At 66.9% G+C, this 18,269-nt stretch carries 15 protein-coding genes and 1 pseudogene; 7 read left to right on the top strand and 9 right to left on the bottom strand.

The genetic code is table 11. From position 1 onward, the window contains the following. Positions 1 to 16: 16 nt before the first annotated feature. Genes QO058_RS21745 through murA form a run of 4 tightly spaced genes read right to left on the bottom strand, consistent with a single transcriptional unit; the run spans position 17 to position 3,619 of the window. On the bottom strand, positions 17 to 490 hold the full coding sequence (locus tag QO058_RS21745; RefSeq protein WP_284168314.1) for a UPF0262 family protein: 474 nt from the start codon (positions 488 to 490) through the stop codon (positions 17 to 19). Between the two features lie 48 nt (positions 491 to 538). Then, a complete protein-coding gene (hisD, locus tag QO058_RS21740; RefSeq protein WP_284168313.1) occupies positions 539 to 1,831 on the bottom strand; it encodes a histidinol dehydrogenase in 1,293 nt (430 codons plus the stop codon). 23 nt (positions 1,832 to 1,854) lie between these two features. Beyond that, entirely contained in the window at positions 1,855 to 2,298 is a 444-nt protein-coding gene (locus tag QO058_RS21735; protein ID WP_284168312.1) for a DUF2948 family protein, read from the bottom strand. A gap of 31 nt (positions 2,299 to 2,329) precedes the next feature. Next, on the bottom strand, positions 2,330 to 3,619 hold the full coding sequence (gene murA / locus QO058_RS21730) for a UDP-N-acetylglucosamine 1-carboxyvinyltransferase (protein WP_284168311.1): 1,290 nt from the start codon (positions 3,617 to 3,619) through the stop codon (positions 2,330 to 2,332). A 736-nt stretch (positions 3,620 to 4,355) separates the two neighbouring features. On the opposite strand from murA, the gene QO058_RS21725 reads away from it, so the two are divergent. The 4 genes from QO058_RS21725 to QO058_RS21710 all read left to right on the top strand — a co-directional run bounded on the left by QO058_RS21725 (position 4,356) and on the right by QO058_RS21710 (position 10,880). Then, positions 4,356 to 5,318 carry an enoyl-CoA hydratase-related protein gene (locus QO058_RS21725; RefSeq protein WP_284168310.1) on the top strand — a complete coding sequence of 321 codons (963 nt, stop codon included), beginning with the start codon at positions 4,356 to 4,358 and terminating at the stop codon, positions 5,316 to 5,318. Positions 5,319 to 5,493: 175 nt separating this feature from the next. Then, entirely contained in the window at positions 5,494 to 7,842 is a 2,349-nt protein-coding gene (locus QO058_RS21720) for a putative bifunctional diguanylate cyclase/phosphodiesterase (RefSeq protein WP_284168309.1), read from the top strand. A 126-nt stretch (positions 7,843 to 7,968) separates the two neighbouring features. Next, positions 7,969 to 9,414 carry a dihydrolipoyl dehydrogenase family protein gene (locus QO058_RS21715; RefSeq protein ID WP_284168308.1) on the top strand — a complete coding sequence of 482 codons (1,446 nt, stop codon included), beginning with the start codon at positions 7,969 to 7,971 and terminating at the stop codon, positions 9,412 to 9,414. Positions 9,415 to 9,425: 11 nt separating this feature from the next. Next, entirely contained in the window at positions 9,426 to 10,880 is a 1,455-nt protein-coding gene (locus QO058_RS21710) for a sensor histidine kinase (RefSeq protein ID WP_284168307.1), read from the top strand. A 148-nt stretch (positions 10,881 to 11,028) separates the two neighbouring features. Here QO058_RS21710 and QO058_RS21705 read toward each other — a convergent pair whose 3' ends face one another. Next, positions 11,029 to 11,655 (bottom strand): S24 family peptidase, encoded by a 627-nt coding sequence (locus QO058_RS21705; RefSeq protein ID WP_284168306.1) that lies wholly within the window; start codon positions 11,653 to 11,655, stop codon positions 11,029 to 11,031. A 245-nt stretch (positions 11,656 to 11,900) separates the two neighbouring features. On the opposite strand from QO058_RS21705, the gene QO058_RS21700 reads away from it, so the two are divergent. The 3 genes from QO058_RS21700 to QO058_RS21690 all read left to right on the top strand — a co-directional run bounded on the left by QO058_RS21700 (position 11,901) and on the right by QO058_RS21690 (position 13,927). Next, a complete protein-coding gene (locus tag QO058_RS21700; RefSeq protein ID WP_284168304.1) occupies positions 11,901 to 12,242 on the top strand; it encodes a DUF952 domain-containing protein in 342 nt (113 codons plus the stop codon). After that, the gene (locus tag QO058_RS21695) at positions 12,239 to 13,327 is read left to right on the top strand and encodes a quinone-dependent dihydroorotate dehydrogenase (RefSeq protein WP_284168303.1); all 1,089 of its coding nucleotides are present in this window, start codon (positions 12,239 to 12,241) and stop codon (positions 13,325 to 13,327) included. The genes QO058_RS21700 and QO058_RS21695 overlap by 4 nt, the downstream gene beginning before the upstream one ends. Positions 13,328 to 13,390: 63 nt before the next feature. Then, positions 13,391 to 13,927, top strand: a complete 537-nt coding sequence (locus QO058_RS21690) for an SMI1/KNR4 family protein (protein WP_284168301.1) — start codon at positions 13,391 to 13,393, stop codon at positions 13,925 to 13,927. A 60-nt stretch (positions 13,928 to 13,987) separates the two neighbouring features. Here QO058_RS21690 and QO058_RS21685 read toward each other — a convergent pair whose 3' ends face one another. The 4 genes and pseudogenes from QO058_RS21685 to QO058_RS21665 all read right to left on the bottom strand — a co-directional run bounded on the left by QO058_RS21685 (position 13,988) and on the right by QO058_RS21665 (position 18,210). Further along, positions 13,988 to 14,260 carry a DUF6460 domain-containing protein gene (locus QO058_RS21685; protein ID WP_284168300.1) on the bottom strand — a complete coding sequence of 91 codons (273 nt, stop codon included), beginning with the start codon at positions 14,258 to 14,260 and terminating at the stop codon, positions 13,988 to 13,990. A gap of 224 nt (positions 14,261 to 14,484) precedes the next feature. Then, the gene (locus tag QO058_RS21680) at positions 14,485 to 15,150 is read right to left on the bottom strand and encodes a response regulator (RefSeq protein ID WP_432211965.1); all 666 of its coding nucleotides are present in this window, start codon (positions 15,148 to 15,150) and stop codon (positions 14,485 to 14,487) included. Positions 15,151 to 15,365: 215 nt separating this feature from the next. Beyond that, positions 15,366 to 17,143: pseudogene (locus tag QO058_RS21675) on the bottom strand (cisplatin damage response ATP-dependent DNA ligase). Then, positions 17,140 to 18,210, bottom strand: coding sequence for a ligase-associated DNA damage response exonuclease (locus QO058_RS21665; RefSeq protein WP_284168297.1), 1,071 nt, complete (start codon positions 18,208 to 18,210; stop codon positions 17,140 to 17,142). Before QO058_RS21665 ends, QO058_RS21675 begins: the two are co-directional and overlap by 4 nt. Positions 18,211 to 18,269: the final 59 nt, after the last annotated feature.

Raw genomic sequence — 18,269 nt, 5'->3', positions numbered from 1 at the left:
GGAGGGCTCCAAGCGCTCAGCCCTTCCAGTGCAGCGCGTAGATCAGGGTGAAGAGGCGGCGGGCCGTCTCACGGTCGATCTCGACCTTGTTCGCCAGTCGCTCGACCAAGAGAACGGCCGCCTCGTCATGGAGGCCGCGGCGCCCCATGTCGATCGCCTCGATCTGCGACGGCGTCGCCGTGCGGATGGCGGCATAGTAGCTGTCGCAGACCAGCTCGTAGTCCTTGATGATGCGCCTCAACGGCGTCAGCGAGAGGTGGTGCGTGACGACCGGGGCGCCATCGGCATTCCTGACCTCGAAGGCAAGGCGGCGCTCGACCAAGGCAAGATGGACGGCATAGGGCCCGCCGTCGAAATCCGGCACGGCGAAGTGGTTGCGCTCGATCAGGTCGTAGATCGCGACGGCGCGCTCATGCTCCTGGTCGGCAGCGCCGCGCCCGAGCGAGGCTTCGTCGAGCGTAACGGCGACCAGATGGTTGCGTTCCGACATGTATCCTCCGCGCAGCCGGTCGCGAACGCAGAATCGCCGCGCTCGACGTCAGCCGTTGAGTCGGATCGTCACGGAACGCGCATGGGCCTGCAAGCCCTCGGACTCGGCGAGCGCGACCGCGGCGCCGGAGAGTGCACGCAACCCGTCCACCCCGCACCTCAGAAGCGAGGTCCGCTTCATGAAATCGGGTACGCCGAGCCCCGAGGAGAAGCGCGCCGAGCGCGCTGTCGGCAGGACATGGTTCGAGCCGCCGACATAGTCGCCGATCGCCTCGGGCGTATGCCCGCCGAGGAAGATCGCGCCGGCATTGCGGATGCGTCCCGCCAGGCGCTCCGGTTCGGCGGCGATGATCTCCAGATGCTCCGGCGCCAGCCGGTTGACCAGCGGGACCGCCGCGTCGAGCGTCCCGACCAGGATGACTGCGCCGAAATCGCGCCAGCTCGCCCCGGCGATCTCGGCGCGCGGCAAGGTCCTGAGCTGGCCTTCGACCGCGCGCTCGACCGCATCGGCAAGCGCGGCATCGTCGGTGATCAGGATCGACTGGGCGGCGGTGTCATGCTCTGCCTGGGCGAGGAGATCGGCGGCGATCCAGTCGGGATTGGCGCTCGCATCGGCCAGGACCAGCACCTCGGACGGGCCGGCGATCATGTCGATGCCGACCGTGCCGAAGACACGGCGCTTGGCGGCGGCGACATAGGCGTTGCCGGGGCCGACGATCTTGGCGACGGGCGCGATCGTCCCGGTCCCGTAGGCAAGCGCGGCGACCGCCTGAGCCCCGCCGATACGATAGATCTCGTCGATGCCGGCGAGCTTCGCCGCAGCGAGCACCAGCGGATTACCTTCGCCGCGCGGCGTCGGCGCGACCATGACGAGGCGCTCGACGCCAGCGACCTTGGCGGGAATCGCGTTCATCAAAACGGACGAGGGATAGCTCGCCGTGCCGCCCGGGACGTAGAGGCCGACGGCCTCGATCGCGCTCCAGCGCCAGCCGCTCTCGACGCCGAGCGCATCGCGCGACCAGGAATCGGCCGGCTTCTGGCGCAGGTGATAGGTCTCGATCCGGGAGCGGGCCGTTTCGAGCGCATCGAGCTGCTCGTGCGTACAGGCCGCCACCGCCGCCTCGACCTCGCTGTCGGTGACGCGCAGGGTCTGCGGCGTCAGCGAGAGCTTGTCGAAACGCTCGGTGTACTCGATCAAGGCCGCATCGCCGCGGGCGCGGACATCGGCGATGATCGCGGCTGCGACCTGATCGACATCCTCGGAGACCTCGCGCTTCATCGCGAGCAGAGTGGTGAACTCCCGCTCAAAGCCAGCGTCGCGTGCGTCAAGCCTGATCGGCATCGGAAATCCTGTCCGAAGGAGGGTCAGCCGGCGTCCGGATGGGCAGGCGTCGCGACGGCTTCCCAGATCGGGCCCAGATCCTTCATCTGCGCCTCAATGCATTCGACATCGAGACGAATGGCGGCGCCATCGGAGAAATGCAGGGTGACTTGGCCGGCCGGCCCATCGCTCTCGGCGAAGGTGACGGCGAGCAGACTAAGCACCGCGCCCTCGCCCGCCGCGATCTTCGTGCTGCGCGCGGCCGTCACGCGCTCGAAATGCAGGGCAGAGAGCCGGCGGCGCTTCTGGCCCTGCGTCGCGCCCTCCCAGTCGAAGCGGCGCAACGCCAGGGCAAAACGCTTCTCGGCCGGCAGATAGGCGATATCTCCGCGCTTCAACACCGCATCCTGCAGATGTGCCGAGATCACCGACAGATCTTCGGCATCCAGCGCAATCAGTCTCAGCGGCTCGGCGACGGGATCGGACATGCGCTTTATCTGGCGGGGGCGTAGCCTTGCGTCAACCGCTGATGCGCTCGATCTGGGCGCCGCAGCGACCAAGTTTGGTTTCCAGCGCCTCGAAACCACGATCGAGATGATAGACGCGGTTGATCATCGTCTCGCCTTCGGCGACGAGACCGCCAATCACGAGCGAGACCGAGGCGCGCAGATCGGTCGCCATCACCGGTGCGCCGGTGAGCTTCTCGACACCGTCGACATAGGCGGCATCGCCATCGAGCCGAATCTTCGCGCCGAGCCGGGCGAGCTCCTGCACATGCATGAAGCGGTTCTCGAAGATCGTCTCGCGGATGCGCGACGTCCCCTTGGCCATGGTCATCAGCGCCATCAGCTGGGCCTGGAGATCGGTCGGGAAGCCTGGGAAAGGATCGGTGGTGACATCGACCGGCTCAAGCGCCGCGCCATTGCGGCGGACGCGAATGCCCTCATTGGTCTCGGAAACGTCGACGCCGGCCTGGCTGAGAACATCGAGCCCCGCCTGCAGCAGATCAGCGCGCGCGCCCTCGAGCAGGACGTCGCCACCCGTCATCGCCACCGCCATCGCATAGGTGCCGGTCTCGATCCGGTCCGGCAAAACGGCATGGTGCGCCCCACCGAGACGCGAGACGCCCTGGATGGTGATCCGCGAGGTCCCCGCTCCCTCGATCTTCGCGCCCATCTTGTCGAGGCAGAGGGCGAGATCGACCACTTCGGGCTCACGCGCGGCGTTCTCGATCACGGTGGTGCCGTCGGCCAGTACCGCAGCCATCAGCGCGGTATGGGTGCCGCCGACGGTGACTTTCGGGAAGACGATCTCGGCACCCTTGAGCCCCTTGGGCGCGCGGGCCAACGCATAGCCACCCTCGATGGTGATGGTCGCCCCGAGACGCTCCAGCGCCATCAGCAGGAGATCGACCGGGCGGGTGCCGATGGCGCAGCCGCCGGGCAGCGACACCTTGGCCTCGCCCATGCGGGCGAGAATCGGCGCGATCACCCAGAAACTGGCACGCATGGTCGAGACCAGATCGTAGGGAGCGCAGGTGTCGACGATCTGGCGTGCCGTCAAAGCGACGGTCTGACCAGTCTCGGCGCTCTGGCCGATGCGCTTGCCGGCAACCGAGCGATCGACGCCGTGATTGGAGAGAATGCGCGAGAGCGCGCTGACGTCGGAGAGCCGCGGCACATTGGTCAGCGTCAGCGTCTCGTCGGTGAGGAGGCTCGCGATCATCAGCGGCAGCGCCGCGTTCTTCGCGCCGGAAATCGGGATCACGCCATTGAGGCGCTGGCCGCCGGTGATGCGGATACGGTCCATTGGGCTCGTCCTGCAGGACGGCCGGCGGCGGGCGCCGGCCAGAAAGGGGGATCAGGACCGGGGAGGTTCGGCCTGGGCGGGCGGTAGCTGATCCTCGGCCGGCGTGTCCGAGGTGCGCCGAGCCCGGGCCTGCGCCTTGCGGCGCTTCAGATTCTCGCGAAGGGCGGCAGCGAGGCGCGCCCTTCTCTCATCATCGGCTTCGGTCTGGCGGCTCAAGGCGTCAGCTCGTCGGAATACCCGCAGCCGTTCGGCGGTGGGCGTTGCTTCATGGTTAGCGGCTCGGCCGGGTCCGGACAAGGCCGGTCCGCCGGGACGCCTCTTCTTAGCACGGTCGATTGCGGCACAACTGCGGCGCCGTGGGTCTCGGGATGGAACATCCCTGTTCCGCACCGTCATCGGGCCAACCTCCCGCGGTTGTGGGCGCGCCGCTGAAGATGCCAACGCCCGACGCGCTGGGAAGCGACGCAAGGCCCTGTCTCGATTGGTAAAATTTTCCTTATCTCGGCAACCCTGACCGAATGGTGGTACGGTGGCACGCCCATTGCGTGCATCGAGGGTAACGAGACGGCGCTGGCGAAACAGTCGAAGGGCGCGGTTCTCGCTGGTGAGCCGACTTGAGACGTAACCGATAAAACTTAAGTAAATTAACCATTTCCGGCGGTTTGCGTTTACAGATCATTAACTTTGTCTACCCTCGGCGGCGTCGAGGGGTGCGATGCGAGGCGGAGACAGGACGATGTTTCAGAGCTATGCACCCACGGCTGGCGGCCAGGCCGCTGCCGAGCTCACCAACGGCGACGTGATCGAGGCGATCCGCCACCACGCCGGCTTCCTGCCGGAGGTTCAGCTCGCCTATGAGCCGGAGCTGCGCCTGCTCTGGGTCACCATCAAGCCGGAGCTGAAGCCGGTCTTCACGCTGCAGTTGCTCGAGAGCCTCGGCAAAATTCAGCAGGCGATCATCGATCTCTGGGGTGCGCCGGAGCAATATCACAACGCCCCGGTGCGCTTCCTCGCCTTCCGCGGCACGGGGCCGTTCTTCACCCTCGGCGGCGATCTCGACTTCTATCTCGACTGCCTCGCCAAGAACGACCGCCCGGCGCTGGCGGAATACGCCCGGCTCTCGGTCGAGGACGCGCTGCGCAACGCCAGCGGCCTCAACGGCATGGTCGTCACGCTGTCGACGATCCACGCCAAGGCGATCGGCGGCGGCATCGATGCGCCGCGCTCATGCAACGTCATGATCGCCGAGGAGCAGGCTTCGTTCGTCTACCCGGAGATCAAGTTCAACCACTTCCCGATCACGGCCGTCGGGCTGCTGTCGCGCCGGATGGGGCAACGTGCAGCCGAGCACATGCTGCAATCGGGCGAGGAGATGAGCGCGGCCGAGTTCATGGCTGCGGGCGGGCTGGAGGCAGTGGTGCCGGCCGGCACGGGCGAGGACTGGCTCCGCAAATACGCCGCCGACTCGCTGCCAATCCACGCCGCCAGGACAGCATTGTTCTCGGCCTTCAACCGCCGCGCCGGCAATCTGCGCGAGGAACTCGAATATCTCGGCCAACTCTGGACCGACTGCATGCTGCGCCTGCACCCGAGCGCGATCTCGAAGCTGCAGCGTATCGCCCAGACGCAGGATCGCATGCTCTCGCGCGTCTATCAGCGGGCCCCGGAAGACCGGTTCGCCGGCGTCGGCGTAGCCTGAGCAGGCCGCAGCGAACGCCGGCCATGCCGGCGTTCGCAAGGATTGTGCGACTCCGCCGTGTAACTCTCATGAAACTTTTACCTTTCCCTCTTAAAGCCGTTAGGTGACGCGGCATAGGATAGGTCGTTCAACCGCCTCTCCGGAGACCGTCAAAAGGCAGGAGCGGATGGCGGGAGTGCCGAACCGGTTGCGCGACGCCAGCGCAGACAGGACGATCGCGGGACAGCCGGCCGGGCATGACGGCCGGAACGCGGTCGACCTTGTCGATTATCGCCTGCTCGTCTCTTCGCTGTTCTCCTCGCCGGGCTCGATCATCCCCGGCGGTATCGCCGGTATCCTCACGCCGTTCCTGTGCTGGATTGCCACCAGGGCCGAGTTGTTCATGGCGCTGACGCTTGGCGTCGCGCTGGTCGTCGTCATGCGGATCATTACGGTGGTCCGTTATCGCCGGCTCGACCATTCCGAGGATACTCTGGCGCAGACCAGGCGCTGGGACCGGGAGTATTTCTTGGGGGCGACCGTATTCAGCGCGGTCCTCGGCTTTAGCTGCTATGCCGCGCTGGCCTGGACCGACGACCCCGCCGCTCACATCACCTCAGTGTCCTCGACGATCGCGCTCGCATCCGGCTATGTCGCGCGCAATGCTGGACGGCCGAAATTCGTCGCCGTCCAGCTCCTGACCTTCTGTGTACCGATGGCGATCGGCCTGATTCAGGCGCAAAATCCGTACTACCAGTACATCGGCTACTTCGCTTTCCTCTATGTCGGCGCCAATATCGCGATCACCAACTCGCTGCACCGCAACCTGCTGGCGCTCAGCGACGCGACCAAGCAATCCAAGGCCCTGGCGACCGCCCTGCGCTCGCAGAACCTGACGCTCGACGCGGCGCTCAACACGATGATCCATGGGCTGGCGATGTTCGACCGCAAGCTCGATCTTGCGGTCTCGAACGCGCCTCATGCCGCTCTCTACGGGGTTCCTGAGACGCTGGCGCTGCCGGGCACGCCGATCACGGCGATCGCCCGTTTCCTGGTCGAGCGGCAGGTGATGACGCCGGAACAGGTGCGCGACATCAAGGCTGCGCTCGACGGCGTCCGGACGGCGCAGCAGGCGGCCGTCTATGAATTGCAGTCGCGCAACGGCCGGATGCTCGTCGTCACCATTGCCCCCGCGGCCGAAGGCGGCGTGCTGATGCTGACCGAGGATGCGACCGAGCGGAAGGCGACCGAGGCGCGGATCGAGCAGATGGCGCGCTTCGACGAGCTGACCGGACTCGCCAACCGTTTCGAGTTCAACACGCAACTGGCCGACGCCTTCCGTCGCCACGAGCGGACCGGCGAGACCTTCGCGCTGCTTTATATCGACCTCGACGGCTTCAAGCAGGTCAACGACAATCTCGGCCACGATATCGGCGACCGGGTCCTGATTCAGACCGCCGCGCGCCTGAAAAGCGCGATCCGCCACAACGACCTGCTGGCACGCTTCGGCGGGGACGAGTTCGTGCTGATCCTGCCGGCGACCGATATCGCGACGGTCAGGATGATCGCGCAACGCATGATCGAGTCGATGGATCGGGCCTTCGAGCTCGAGACCAAGACCGTCTATGTCACCGCCAGCATCGGCATCGCGCTGGCGCCGGTGGACGGCGCCACGCCGGCCGACCTGCTGCGCCATGCCGACACGGCGCTGTACAAGGCGAAGGGAGCCGGCCGCAACACCGCTACCTTCTTCGACCCCGCCATGGCGGAAGAGATGCTCGAACGCCACGAGATCGAGCTCGATCTGCGCCAGGCCAGTGCCGACGGCGTGCTCGAGCTGTACTACCAGCCGATCATCGAGCTGCGCACGCAGGAGATCGTGACGCGCGAGGCGCTGATGCGCTGGCGGCACCCGACGCGCGGCATGGTCCCGCCCGGCGTTTTCATCCCGATCGCCGAACAATCGGGCCTGATTGCCGGAATGGGCGACTGGGCGATTCGCCAGGCCTGCCGCGATGCGGCAAAATGGCCCGATGGCGTCGGCGTCTCCGTCAACATCTCGCCGCTGCAGTTCCGCGAGCCCCGCCGCATCGTCGAAACCGTGAAGAATGCGCTGCTGCTTTCCCATCTCGCGCCTGGTCGGCTGACGCTCGAGGTGACGGAATCGCTGCTGATCGAGGACAACAAGACGACGCTCGAGGTCATCAACGAGCTGCGCGCGATCGGCGTGAAGTTCGCGCTCGACGATTTTGGGACGGGCTATTCCTCACTCGCCTATCTCTCGACCTATCCGTTCTCGCAGGTGAAGATCGACCAGAGCTTCAGCCGTGACGTCAATAGCGACGAGGCCTCGAAGGCCGTGATCGAGGCGGTGTGCCAGCTCGCCCGGCGCCTGTCGATGAACGTGGTCGTCGAGGGGATCGAGACGGAAGCGCAGCGCATGGCGGTGCAGTTGCTCGGCGCCCAGCGGGCGCAAGGCTACCTGTTCGGCCGGCCGCAGCCGGTGTCGGAGTTCGGCAAGGACGAGCCCCGCAAGATCGCCTGAGCGCCGGCGCCAGGCCATCGTCCTGCTGGAATCGGCCGTTTCCGCCCTGGTATCGTAACGGCGTGCTTGATTCCGCCGGTGCGGCAACGCATCTGCACCTGCAGGACAGCGACCGGGAGACGCGGCTTGAGCGATACCGCCAGCCCAGCAGCCAGCAGTGAGCCGCTGACGCCGGACATCTGCGTCATCGGCCATGGGCCGGGCGGGCTTGCAGTCGCGACGGCCGCTGCATTGTTCGGAGTCCGAACCGTCCTGGTTCGGCATGGCGGGAGCGAGCTTCCCCCGAACGAAGGCGCACGCGGCCAGGCTTTACGCGCCGCGGCCGGCCTGGCGCGGGCTGTCGCCAGCGCTATGTCCTTCGGCCTCGCGGTGGATGCAGGCCAGACAGATTATGGCCGCGTCCGGGCTCGTCTCGACCAGGTTGCAGCCAGAGCTGCCGCGAACGACTCGGATGAGCGCCTCACCGCCCTGGGCGTCCTCATGCTCAAGGGCGAAGCGCGCTTCCAGAACCGCCATCAAATCAATGTCGGCGGGACCGTGATCAGGGCTCGGCGTTTCGTCATCGCCACCGGCTCGCTGCCGACGCGACTTTCGATCCCCGGTCTCGCCGACCTCCCCCATCTGACCGAAGACAGCATTTTCGATCTGGCCAAGCGGCCGGACCGGTTGATCATGCTCGGCGGTACCGCGGCGGCTATCGAGCTGGCGCAAGCGATGCGGGCGCTCGGCAGCGATGTTACTCTGATCGCACCGGATGGCCTGCTGCCGGAGGAGGATCCTGAAGCGGTGGGCGTGCTCAGGCGCGCTCTGCTGGGCGACGGGATCGCCTTGCATGAAAGCCGGCCGATCCTGCGTGCCGAGAGCCACCGGCAGCGGCCACGCCTCGTCCTCGACGGCGACCTCACCATCGACGGCACGCATCTCCTGGTCGCAAGCGGTCGCAAGCCGAACATTGCCGGGCTAGAACTCGACCTTGCGGGAGTTCGCAGCGACGATACAGGCGTCATCGTCGACGCCTCGCTGCGCGCCGCCAATCGCCGCATCTACGCCATCGGCGCCTGCGCCGGCGGCGCGGCTGCCGGGATGGTGTCCAGCCATGCTGCCCAGCATCAGGCCGGGCTCGTGCTCCGCAATGCCCTGTTTCGTCTGCCCATCCGCTTCAGGCCGGAACAGGTACCGCGCACCGTTCACGGCCAACCGGGATTGGCGAGCGTCGGCCTGAGCGAGGCGCAGGCGCGCGCGCAAGGCGCGATCCAGGTGCTGCGCTGGCCCTATGCCGAGAGCGGGCTCGCTCACGCCGAAAGACAGGCCGAGGGGCTGATCAAGCTGATGACCGACGGCAAGGGCATCATCCTCGGCGTCGTCATCGCCGGAGCACAGGCCGCCGAGCTGATCGCACCCTGGGTCCTGGCCGTGCGAAAGCGGATGAATGTCAGGGAGATGGCCGGGCTCATCGCTCCGTCCCAGAGCCTGTCCGAGATTTCGCAGCGCGCGGCGCTCTCCTTCCAGACGCCGCTCGCAGCGAAACCGGGTATTCGCCGATTGATCGGCTTTCTGCGCCGTTTCGGATAGACTGGCTCTTGATGTCGCCGAGACGGTTCGATCCCAACGCCCTGTCGATCAGCGTTCCGCGCGGGCCGACGCAGCTCGGCCTGTCGGCCAAGCTGCTCGTGCTGACCATCCTGTTCGTGATGCTGGCCGAGGTGCTGATCTATCTGCCTTCGGTCGCGAACTTCAGGCGCAACTGGCTGAACGACCGGCTGGCGGCAGCGCAGATCGCCGTGCTCGTGCTCGAGGGCGCACCGGCGGAGGGCATGCCCGAGGGCAGCGAGGAGCGGCTGCTCGCCGGCGTCGGCGCCTCCGCCATCGCCGCGCGCGTGGGCGGCGCGCGGCGCCTGCTCAGCCTCGACTCGATGCCGCACGAGGTCGCCAAGACCGTCGACCTGCGCGACCAGAGCTGGATGCAATCGATCGTGGAATCGGTGGCGACGCTGGTCAGCCCGTCGCACGAGATGCCGATCCGGGTGGTTGGCCAGGCGGTCGGCGCCGCCGATTTCGTCGAGATGGTGATCGACGAGCGGCCGCTGCGCCACGCCATGCTGAAATTTTCGATCAACCTGACGCTGGTCACGCTGATCATCTCGATCCTGACGGCGGGGCTGGTCTATCTCTCGCTGAACTGGCTGATCGTCCAGCCGATCCGCCATCTCGCCGCCAATGTGATGGAGTTCGAGCACGACCCGGAAAACCCGCGCCGGATCATCGAGCCGACCCAGCGCGCCGACGAGATCGGCGAAGCACAGCGGGCGCTGGCGCGCATGCAGGCGACGCTCGCCGATGATCTTCGCGCCAAGAAACACCTCGCCGAGCTCGGGCTCGCCGTCAGCAAGATCAACCATGACCTGCGCAACATGCTGGCCGCGGCGCAGTTGATGTCGGACCGGCTGACCGAGACGCGCGATCCGAAGATAAGGCGTTTCGCGCCGCGGTTGATCGCGACGCTCGGACGCGCCATCGACTTCTGCCAGGCGACGCTCGCCTATGGCCGGGCCACCGAGGCCAACCCGGCGCTGCGCGACGTGGCACTGCGCCAGCTCGTCGCCGAACAGGCCGAGCTGCTCGGCCTCGGCGAGAACGGCACGATCGTCTTCGCCAACGAGGTACCGGCCGAGGTGATCGCCCCTTGCGACCCCGACCAGATGGCGCGTGTCCTGTCCAATCTGATGCGCAATGCGATCCAGGCGCTCGACGGCGTCGCCGAAGCCGGCGAGCGGACGCCCGCGCTCAGGATCAGCGCCGGTCGGCGTCATGAGGAGATCATCCTCCGCATAGCCGATAACGGGCCAGGCGTGCCGGCGCGGGCGCGCGACAACCTGTTTCAGGCCTTCCGCGGCTCAGTCAATCCCGGTGGCACCGGCCTCGGCCTCGCCATCGCCGCCGAACTGGTGCGGCTGCATGGCGGCATGATCGCGCTCGAACCATCAGAAACCGGCGCAGTGTTCACGGTGTCGCTGCCGGCGCAGCGCGTATTGGCCTGATTTCAGCCCTCATCCTGAGGAGTGGCCTTCAGGCTGCGTCTCGAAGGATGCTCCAGATAGCTCCGGAGCCTCCTGAAGCATCCTTCGAGACGCCGCTGCGCGGCTCCTCAGGATGAGGGCTGTGGTAAAAGAGCGGCTTCGGCGTTGCCTACTGGCTCGCCCAGATCACCCGCGCCATGAAGGCGATTTCGGCGAGCGCCAGCACGCGGTCGGAATGCTCTGGATTGAGCGAGGCGAGCTCGACCGTCTTCGCCGTCTGACGCCTGAGCTGCTTGGCCAGAACCTCGCCCTCGACGGTCTTGACCACGACCCGGTCGCCGCGGCGGATCGCGGCACCGGGCGAGACGATGATGGTGTCGCCGTCGCGATAGAGCGGCAGCATCGAATCGCCGGCGATTTCGAGCGCATAGGCCTTCTCGTCCTGCAGACCCGGGAAGGCGACCTCGTCCCAACCGGAGCCGAGCGGGAAGCCGCCATCGTCGAAGAAGCCGCCGGATCCCGCCTGGGCGAAGCCAATCAGCGGAATCGTGTGCGCCGGCGGCGCGCCACGCCGAATCACGTTCATGAACTCGTCGAAGGAGGCGCCGGTGGCGGCGAGGATCTTGGCGATCGATTCGGTCGAGGGCCAGCGCTCGCGTCCGTCAGTGCCGACGCGCTTCGAGCGGTTGAAGGTCGTGGCGTCGAGCCCGGCCTTGCGCGCCAGACCGGACGGGGAGAGGCCATAGCGCTGGGCGAGCGTGTCGATCGCGCTCCATATCTGGTCATGGGACAGCATCGCGGAGAGGCCTCGTTCCTGATGGTGCCGGCGCGGCGCAAAGCGGGGATACGAATAGGAAATATCCCCTATCAGATAAGAATTCAATCTGATTCGTTGCGTTGAGCAGCTCCGGATGCCGATTTTTGTCCCGGAGCATCCCGCCAGAGGCGAGCCTGCGCCTTAGGCGAAGAAATCCGAGAGCGGTCTCTGTGCGACACGGTTTCCGCTTTTGTCGGCGGCCCGCAGGCGATATGTCCGGCACCATGCCGCTCATCTACAAGATCTGTCCCGAGGCGCTCTGGCGCGAGGCTGAGGCCGCAAGCCTCTTCAAGGGAGCGCCGGTCGACCTCGCCGACGGTTTCATCCATTTCTCCACCGGCTCCCAGGCCCGCGAGACCGCAGCCAGACATTTCGCCGGCCAGGACGGTTTGCTGCTGATCGCCATCGACGACGCCACGCTTGGCGCGGCCCTGCGCTACGAACCATCGCGCGGCGGCGCGCTGTTCCCGCATCTTTATGCTCCGCTCGATCCGAAGCAGGCGCGCTGGATCGCGCCGCTGCCATCAGGCGAAGGCGGCCATGTCTTTCCGGAGGATGTCGCGTGATCGGAGCGTTGTTCGGCCTGGCGCGGCCGCTGATCCACAAGCTCGACGCCGAACAGGCTCACCGGCTGACGATCGCGGCACTGGCGGCTGCGCCACCGCTGCGACCAGCGGCCGATCCGCCGTCGCTCGCGGTCGAGGCGTTCGGGCTGCGCTTTGCCAATCCGGTCGGCCTTGCTGCCGGCTTCGACAAGCATGCCGAAGCGGTCGATGGGACGCTCGGCCTCGGCTTCGGCTTTGTCGAAGTCGGCGGAGTGACACCGCTGCCGCAGCCGGGCAATCCGCGCCCGCGCGTCTTCCGCCTGCCGGAGGACGAGGCGGTGATCAACCGCTATGGCCTCAACAGCGAAGGCATGGAGGCGGTTGCGGCGCGGCTTCAGGTGCGCCGGAAGAAGGGCGGCATCGTCGGCGTCAACCTCGGCGCCAACAAGGATTCAGCCGACCGCAGCGCCGACTATGCGACGCTGGCGCGCAGGCTCGCGCCCCTCGCTGATTTCCTCACCGTCAACGTCTCCTCGCCGAACACGCCTGGCCTGCGCGATCTGCAGGCCGAGAGCGCGCTCGACGACCTGATCGCACGCACGCTTGCCGCCCGCGACGAGGCTGCAATCGGGGGCAAGCCGACGCCGGTGCTGATCAAGATCGCGCCCGACCTGACCATGGCCGAACTCGACGGCATGGTCGCGGTCGCCCGCCGCCGCAAGATCGACGGCATGATCGTCTCGAACACGACGATCGCGCGGCCGGACAGCCTGCGCAGCACGAACAAGGCCGAGACCGGCGGCCTCTCGGGCAAGCCGCTGTTTGCGGCCTCGACGCGGATTCTCGCCGAGACCTTCCTGCGAGTCGAGCGCCAGTTCCCGCTGATCGGCGTCGGCGGCATCGATTCCGCCGAGACCGCCTTCGCCAAGATCCGCGCCGGGGCGAGCCTGGTGCAGTTCTATTCGGCGATGGTGTTCAAGGGCCCGGGGCTGGTCGGCGAGGTCAAGCGCGGGCTCGACATGCAAATGCGCAAGGCCGGACTACCGCGGCTTGACGCTCTGGTCGGGCGCGATGCCGAGGCGGTCGCGCGGGGGAAGATGCTCTGATCGCGGCAACGATTCCGACCTCTGCAATCTAGACCGCGCCGGTGGAAGGATTGGCAGACACCGATGGATAAACTGATCAGCCCTGTCGGCGAGGATTGGAGCGCGGATCGGGAGGCAGTTTCCGCGATCTCCACATGGGAACGCGACACTGGCCTGAGGCTCCCAGACGACTACCGCGGCTTCATGCTTCGCTACGATGGCGGCCGGCCTTATCCCTTGATGTTCAGGCACACTGCGCTCGAGGCCGAGGGCTTCGAGAATCCGACAGAGCATTACCTCGATCCGCTCTATAGCTGGCGCCGGGTCGCCTCCTGGAATCGGGAGCTCGGTAATCGCTTGCCACCCGGATGCATGTCGATCGGAGCCGATCCCGGGCTGCTCGAAATCGCCCTGTCGTTACGGGACGAGGATCATGGCGCGATCTACAGCTGGGTTCGAAACTGGGGTGCCTGGGGAAGCGAGGACAACAGCTATCTTTGCCTTCAAGCACCGTCATTTCGCGCCTTCACCACGTCGTTGTTCGATCACGACGACAGGAGCGGCTACGATTACTGGCACACGCCGCGCCGCGAGCAGTTGAAGCGAACACTCGACATCTAGCCTGCGCACGCCTTTATCAGCGAGCCTCCGCCTTCATGGCACGCTCACAACGGACCTCTTCTACCGCTTCGACGCAAACAGGCGGCTGAGCAGCCAGAGCGGCACGACGATCAGGGCGCCGGCGATTGCCCAGCCGCCGACCTCGCGGACCGCGTCGAAGCCGAGATCGGTGATCGAGCGGACGAAGCGCAGCGCCGAGTCGAAGAGACCGCGCGGCGACAGGCCAAGGAACGCCATGGCCGCGCCGACCAGCAGCGAGATGAAGAACAGGCGTACGAGGACGCTGAGGACGGAACCGCCCAGGAAGCGCTCGGCGCCACCGCCATTAGCCATGGAAACCCCCTCCGGATCGTCAGCAGGACAAAACCCGCTCGCGGTTGAACCTGCGCTGAACGCCGCCGTCAACCAATCAGGGTAATTTTACAGCCCTCATCCTGAGGAGCGCCCGCAGGGCGCGTCTCGAAGGATGCTCCAGTTGGTTCCGGAGCCTCCTGGAGCATTCTTCGAGACGCCGCTACGCGGCTCCTCAGGATGAGGGCTGTTTGGTTTAATCCCACTCAGCTCGTCGCCGAAGCGCCCTGCGCAGCCCAGCCGGCGCCGGCGATCTTGGCGGCGGCGATCACGGCCTGGGTGCGGCTGTCGACGTTGAGCTTGGTCAGGATCGCCGAGACATGCGCCTTGACCGTCGCCTCGGAGACCCCGAGCTCATAGGCGATCTGCTTGTTGAGCAGCCCCTCCGACAGCATCATCAGCACGCGCACCTGTTGCGGCGTCAGCGTGGCGAGGCGGCGGACCATGTCGGCGGTCTCGTGATCGACCGGAGCCGAGAGATCGACGCCCGGCGGGGTCCAGACGCCGCCGTCGAGCACGGCCTGGATCGCCTCGCCCATCTGCCCGACCTCCGCGGTCTTGGGCAGGAAGCCGAGCGCGCCGAACTCGATGCAGCGGCGGATCACGGCGGGGTCGTCATTGGCCGAGACGACGATCACCGGGATCTCGGGATGGGCGGCGCGCAGGAAGAGCAGGCCGGAAAAGCCCTGCACGCCGGGCATGCTGAGATCGAGCAGGATGAGGTCGGTATCGGAGGCCTCGGCAAGCGCCTGGCCGAGCGCCTCGAGCGAGCCGACCTCGCTCACCTCGGAGCCGGCCAGCGCGTGCGAGACCGCCTGGCGCAGCGCGCCGCGAAAGAGCGGATGATCGTCCGCGATCACGATCCGTGTCATCATGCCCTCCGCGCGCCAATGCCCGGCAAGATGCCGCGCGATTCCCCCTTAAAGTTCAAGCGCCGGGCATCCCGCGCTGTCAATCTCCAATCGCCGGGAGACACAGGCGATCGCTGGAGTATCTCCGCGCATCGTCGAAGCGCGGAGATACTCCAGGCTTTTTGTTTGACGCATTTTCTTCACGCGAACCGGTACCCACTTCGCTCGAAAATGCTTCAGTTCGCCGGCAGCAGCGCCTCCAGCGTCTCGATCCGGTCGGCCTCCGCCGGCGGCTTGTCCCAGCGGATGCGGCTGATGCGGGGAAAGCGCATGGCGATGCCGGATTTGTGCCGGGTCGAGCGCTGCAAGCCCTCGAAAGCCACTTCGAAGACCAGGCCGCTGGAGGACGTATGCGTCACCTCGCGCACCGGGCCGAAGCGGTTCAGCGTGTTCTTGCGAACATAACGGTCGATCTCGATCAGTTCCTCGTCGGTAAAGCCGAAATAGGCCTTGCCGACCGGCACCAGTTCGTCGGCGCCCGCCTCGCCGACCCGCCAGACGCCGAAGGTGTAGTCGGAATAGAAGGAGGAGCGCTTGCCGTGGCCGCGCTGGGCATACATCAGCACGCAGTCGACCAGCCGCGCATCGCGCTTCCACTTGTACCAGTAGCCCTTCGGCCGGCCGGGCAGATAGGGCGAGTCGAGCCGCTTCAGCATGCAGCCCTCGACCGCTTCCGCATCGGGGCCGGCGCCGGCGGCAGCCGGATCGGCGCGGGCAGTGGTCAGCTCATCCCAGCTCGAAAACGCTATGGTCGGCGAGAGGTCGAAGCGGGCGCTGTCGAGTTTGCCGAGGAACGCTTCGAGCCTGGCGCGCCGCTCCGTGTACGGGTGGGCACGCAGATCGTCATCGGCTTCGGCCAGCAGGTCGTAGGCACGGATATGGGCCGGGAACTCGGCCAGCATCTTCGGCGTCACCTGCTTTCGGTTGAGCCGCTGCTGCAGCGTGTTGAAGCTCTGGACGACGCCGTCGCGCATCACCAGCAATTCGCCGTCGATCGCACCATCCTCAGTCAGCGCCTCGGTCAGGTCGGGAAAAGCGCCGCCGATCTCCTCGCCGGTGCGCGAATAGAGCCTGACGGTCCGGCCGCCATCGGCGCGTGTGCCGGCGACGGCCTGGACGCGGATGCCGTCCCATTTCCATTCGGCGGCGAACTCGCCGGCATCGAGCTTGTCGAAATCACCGTCCTCGATCGCATGCGAGAGCATCACCGGACGGAAGGGAGCCGGATCGGTCGCTTCGGGCCGCGCGCCTGAGCCCTCCAGCCAGGCGAAGAGCGCGGTGTAGGGCGGCTCCAGCCCATGCCAGACCTGCTCGACCTCGTCGGCAGGAATGCCGCCGAGGCTCGCCGCCGCGGTCTTGGCGAGACGGGCGGATACGCCGATGCGCAAGGCACCGGTGATCAGCTTGAGCAGGGCCCAGCGCCCGGTCTCGTCGAGCGCGTCGAGCCAGGAGGCGATCAGGCGCGGCATCTCGGTCTTGCCGGAATTGCGCAGGCCGGCGACCACGTCGGGAAGGGTCAGCGGGGCGCGGTTGTGGCCGGGCTCGACGCCGGCCGACAAGGACGCTTCTCCTCCCCCTTGTGGGGAGGAGAGAGAGGTGGGGGCGTTCCGCCTGGCGAGCGCTCATCCAGTCGGCCGCCCCCCACCCCTGCCCCTCCCCACGAGGGGAGGGGGTTCGCGTTGGCGGCAGGCCACATCAGGGCGACCGTCTCGGAGAGATCGCCGACATAGTCGTAGGAGAGCGCGAACAGCACCGGATCGGTGCGCTCGGCGATCAAGGCGCGGATCAGGCCGGGCTTGGCGTTCTGGAACACCAGCCCGCCGGTCATCGCCGCGAGCGCATAGCCGCGATCGGGGTCGGGTGTGGTGCGCAGGTAATCGGCGATCAGCGCGAGCTTGCCGTTGCGGCGCGGCTCATAGGCGAGACGGTCGAGCAGCCAGGCGAAGCGGTTCATGGCGACGCCTCCACTGACCTGGCCTCCGCCGGCTTGGCGTCCGGCTCGGCTTCGCCCTCGTCGCCATAGCCGACGAGGTGGAGCGGCGTGCCCTTGAGGCCGACCGTGCCGCACCAATGCGCCAGTGCCTCGGCTTCGCCATGGGTGATCCAGATCTCACCGGCCCCGACCTCGCGGATCGTCGCCTGCAGGTCGTCCCAATCGGCATGGTCGGAGATGATCAGCGGCAGCTCGACGCCCTTCTGGCGAGCCCGCGCCCTGACGCGCATCCAGCCGGAAGCGAAGGCGGTGACCGGATCGGGAAAGCGGCGCGACCAGAGGTCCTGGATCGCACTCGGCGGGCAGATGACGACCTCGCCGGCGAATGCCTTGCGCCCCTCGCCCTTGCGCTCGCCTGGCTCGACCTTGCGGACGTCGCCGAGCGGGATGCCTTCGGCCCGGTAGAACTCGGTGATCTTCTCGACCGCGCCATGGATATAGATCGGCCGCTCGTAACCGGCCTCGCGGATCAGCGCCATCAGGCGCTGCGCCTTCCCCAGCGAATAAGCGCCGACGATGTGGGTGCGATCGGGGAAGAGCCGGACGGAATCGATGAGCTTGGCCGTCTCGGCAGCGGCCGGCGGATGGCGGAACACCGGCAGGCCGAAGGTCGCCTCGGTGATGAAGACGTCGCAGGTAACCGGCTCGAAGGGCGCGCAGGTCGGATCGCGCTCGCGCTTGTAGTCTCCGGAGACGACGATGCGCAGGCCCTTGTGCTCGACCACGATCTGGGCGGAGCCGAGGACATGGCCGGCCGGGACGAAGCGGAAGTCGACCGCGCCGATGCGAACGGTCTCGCCCGGCGCCGCCACCTGCTGCGAGCCAGTGAACGCCTCGCCATAGCGCAGCGCCATGATCGCCAGCGTCTCGCGTGTTGCCAGCACGGCGCCATGTCCGGCTCTCGCATGGTCGGAATGGCCATGGGTGATCAGCGCCCGCGCCACCGGGCGGACCGGATCGATATAAACGTCGGCCGGCGGGCAATAGAGCCCGGCCGGAGTGGGCGTCAGCAGATCGGAAGGCTTCATCGTCTGGCCAGTGTCATTTGGCTCGGTTAAACCCGCAGCATGATCGAAAAGGGCAGCAG

The sequence above is a fragment of the Bosea vestrisii genome, assembly GCF_030144325.1.
GTDB lineage: Bacteria > Pseudomonadota > Alphaproteobacteria > Rhizobiales > Beijerinckiaceae > Allobosea > Allobosea vestrisii_A.
This window is presented reverse-complemented; position numbering and strand designations above follow the sequence as displayed.

What these genes read in the sequence shown, in the direction of transcription:
- QO058_RS21745 (WP_284168314.1), bottom strand. Translation starts at nt 490, where the DNA reads ATGTCGGAACGCAACCATCTGGTCGCCGTTACGCTCGACGAAGCCTCG.
- hisD (WP_284168313.1), bottom strand. Translation starts at nt 1,831, where the DNA reads ATGCCGATCAGGCTTGACGCACGCGACGCTGGCTTTGAGCGGGAGTTC.
- QO058_RS21735 (WP_284168312.1), bottom strand. Translation starts at nt 2,298, where the DNA reads ATGTCCGATCCCGTCGCCGAGCCGCTGAGACTGATTGCGCTGGATGCC.
- murA (WP_284168311.1), bottom strand. Translation starts at nt 3,619, where the DNA reads ATGGACCGTATCCGCATCACCGGCGGCCAGCGCCTCAATGGCGTGATC.
- QO058_RS21725 (WP_284168310.1), top strand. Translation starts at nt 4,356, where the DNA reads ATGTTTCAGAGCTATGCACCCACGGCTGGCGGCCAGGCCGCTGCCGAG.
- QO058_RS21710 (WP_284168307.1), top strand. Translation starts at nt 9,426, where the DNA reads ATGTCGCCGAGACGGTTCGATCCCAACGCCCTGTCGATCAGCGTTCCG.
- QO058_RS21705 (WP_284168306.1), bottom strand. Translation starts at nt 11,655, where the DNA reads ATGCTGTCCCATGACCAGATATGGAGCGCGATCGACACGCTCGCCCAG.
- QO058_RS21700 (WP_284168304.1), top strand. Translation starts at nt 11,901, where the DNA reads ATGCCGCTCATCTACAAGATCTGTCCCGAGGCGCTCTGGCGCGAGGCT.
- QO058_RS21690 (WP_284168301.1), top strand. Translation starts at nt 13,391, where the DNA reads ATGGATAAACTGATCAGCCCTGTCGGCGAGGATTGGAGCGCGGATCGG.
- QO058_RS21685 (WP_284168300.1), bottom strand. Translation starts at nt 14,260, where the DNA reads ATGGCTAATGGCGGTGGCGCCGAGCGCTTCCTGGGCGGTTCCGTCCTC.
- QO058_RS21680 (WP_432211965.1), bottom strand. Translation starts at nt 15,150, where the DNA reads ATGACACGGATCGTGATCGCGGACGATCATCCGCTCTTTCGCGGCGCG.
- QO058_RS21665 (WP_284168297.1), bottom strand. Translation starts at nt 18,210, where the DNA reads ATGAAGCCTTCCGATCTGCTGACGCCCACTCCGGCCGGGCTCTATTGC.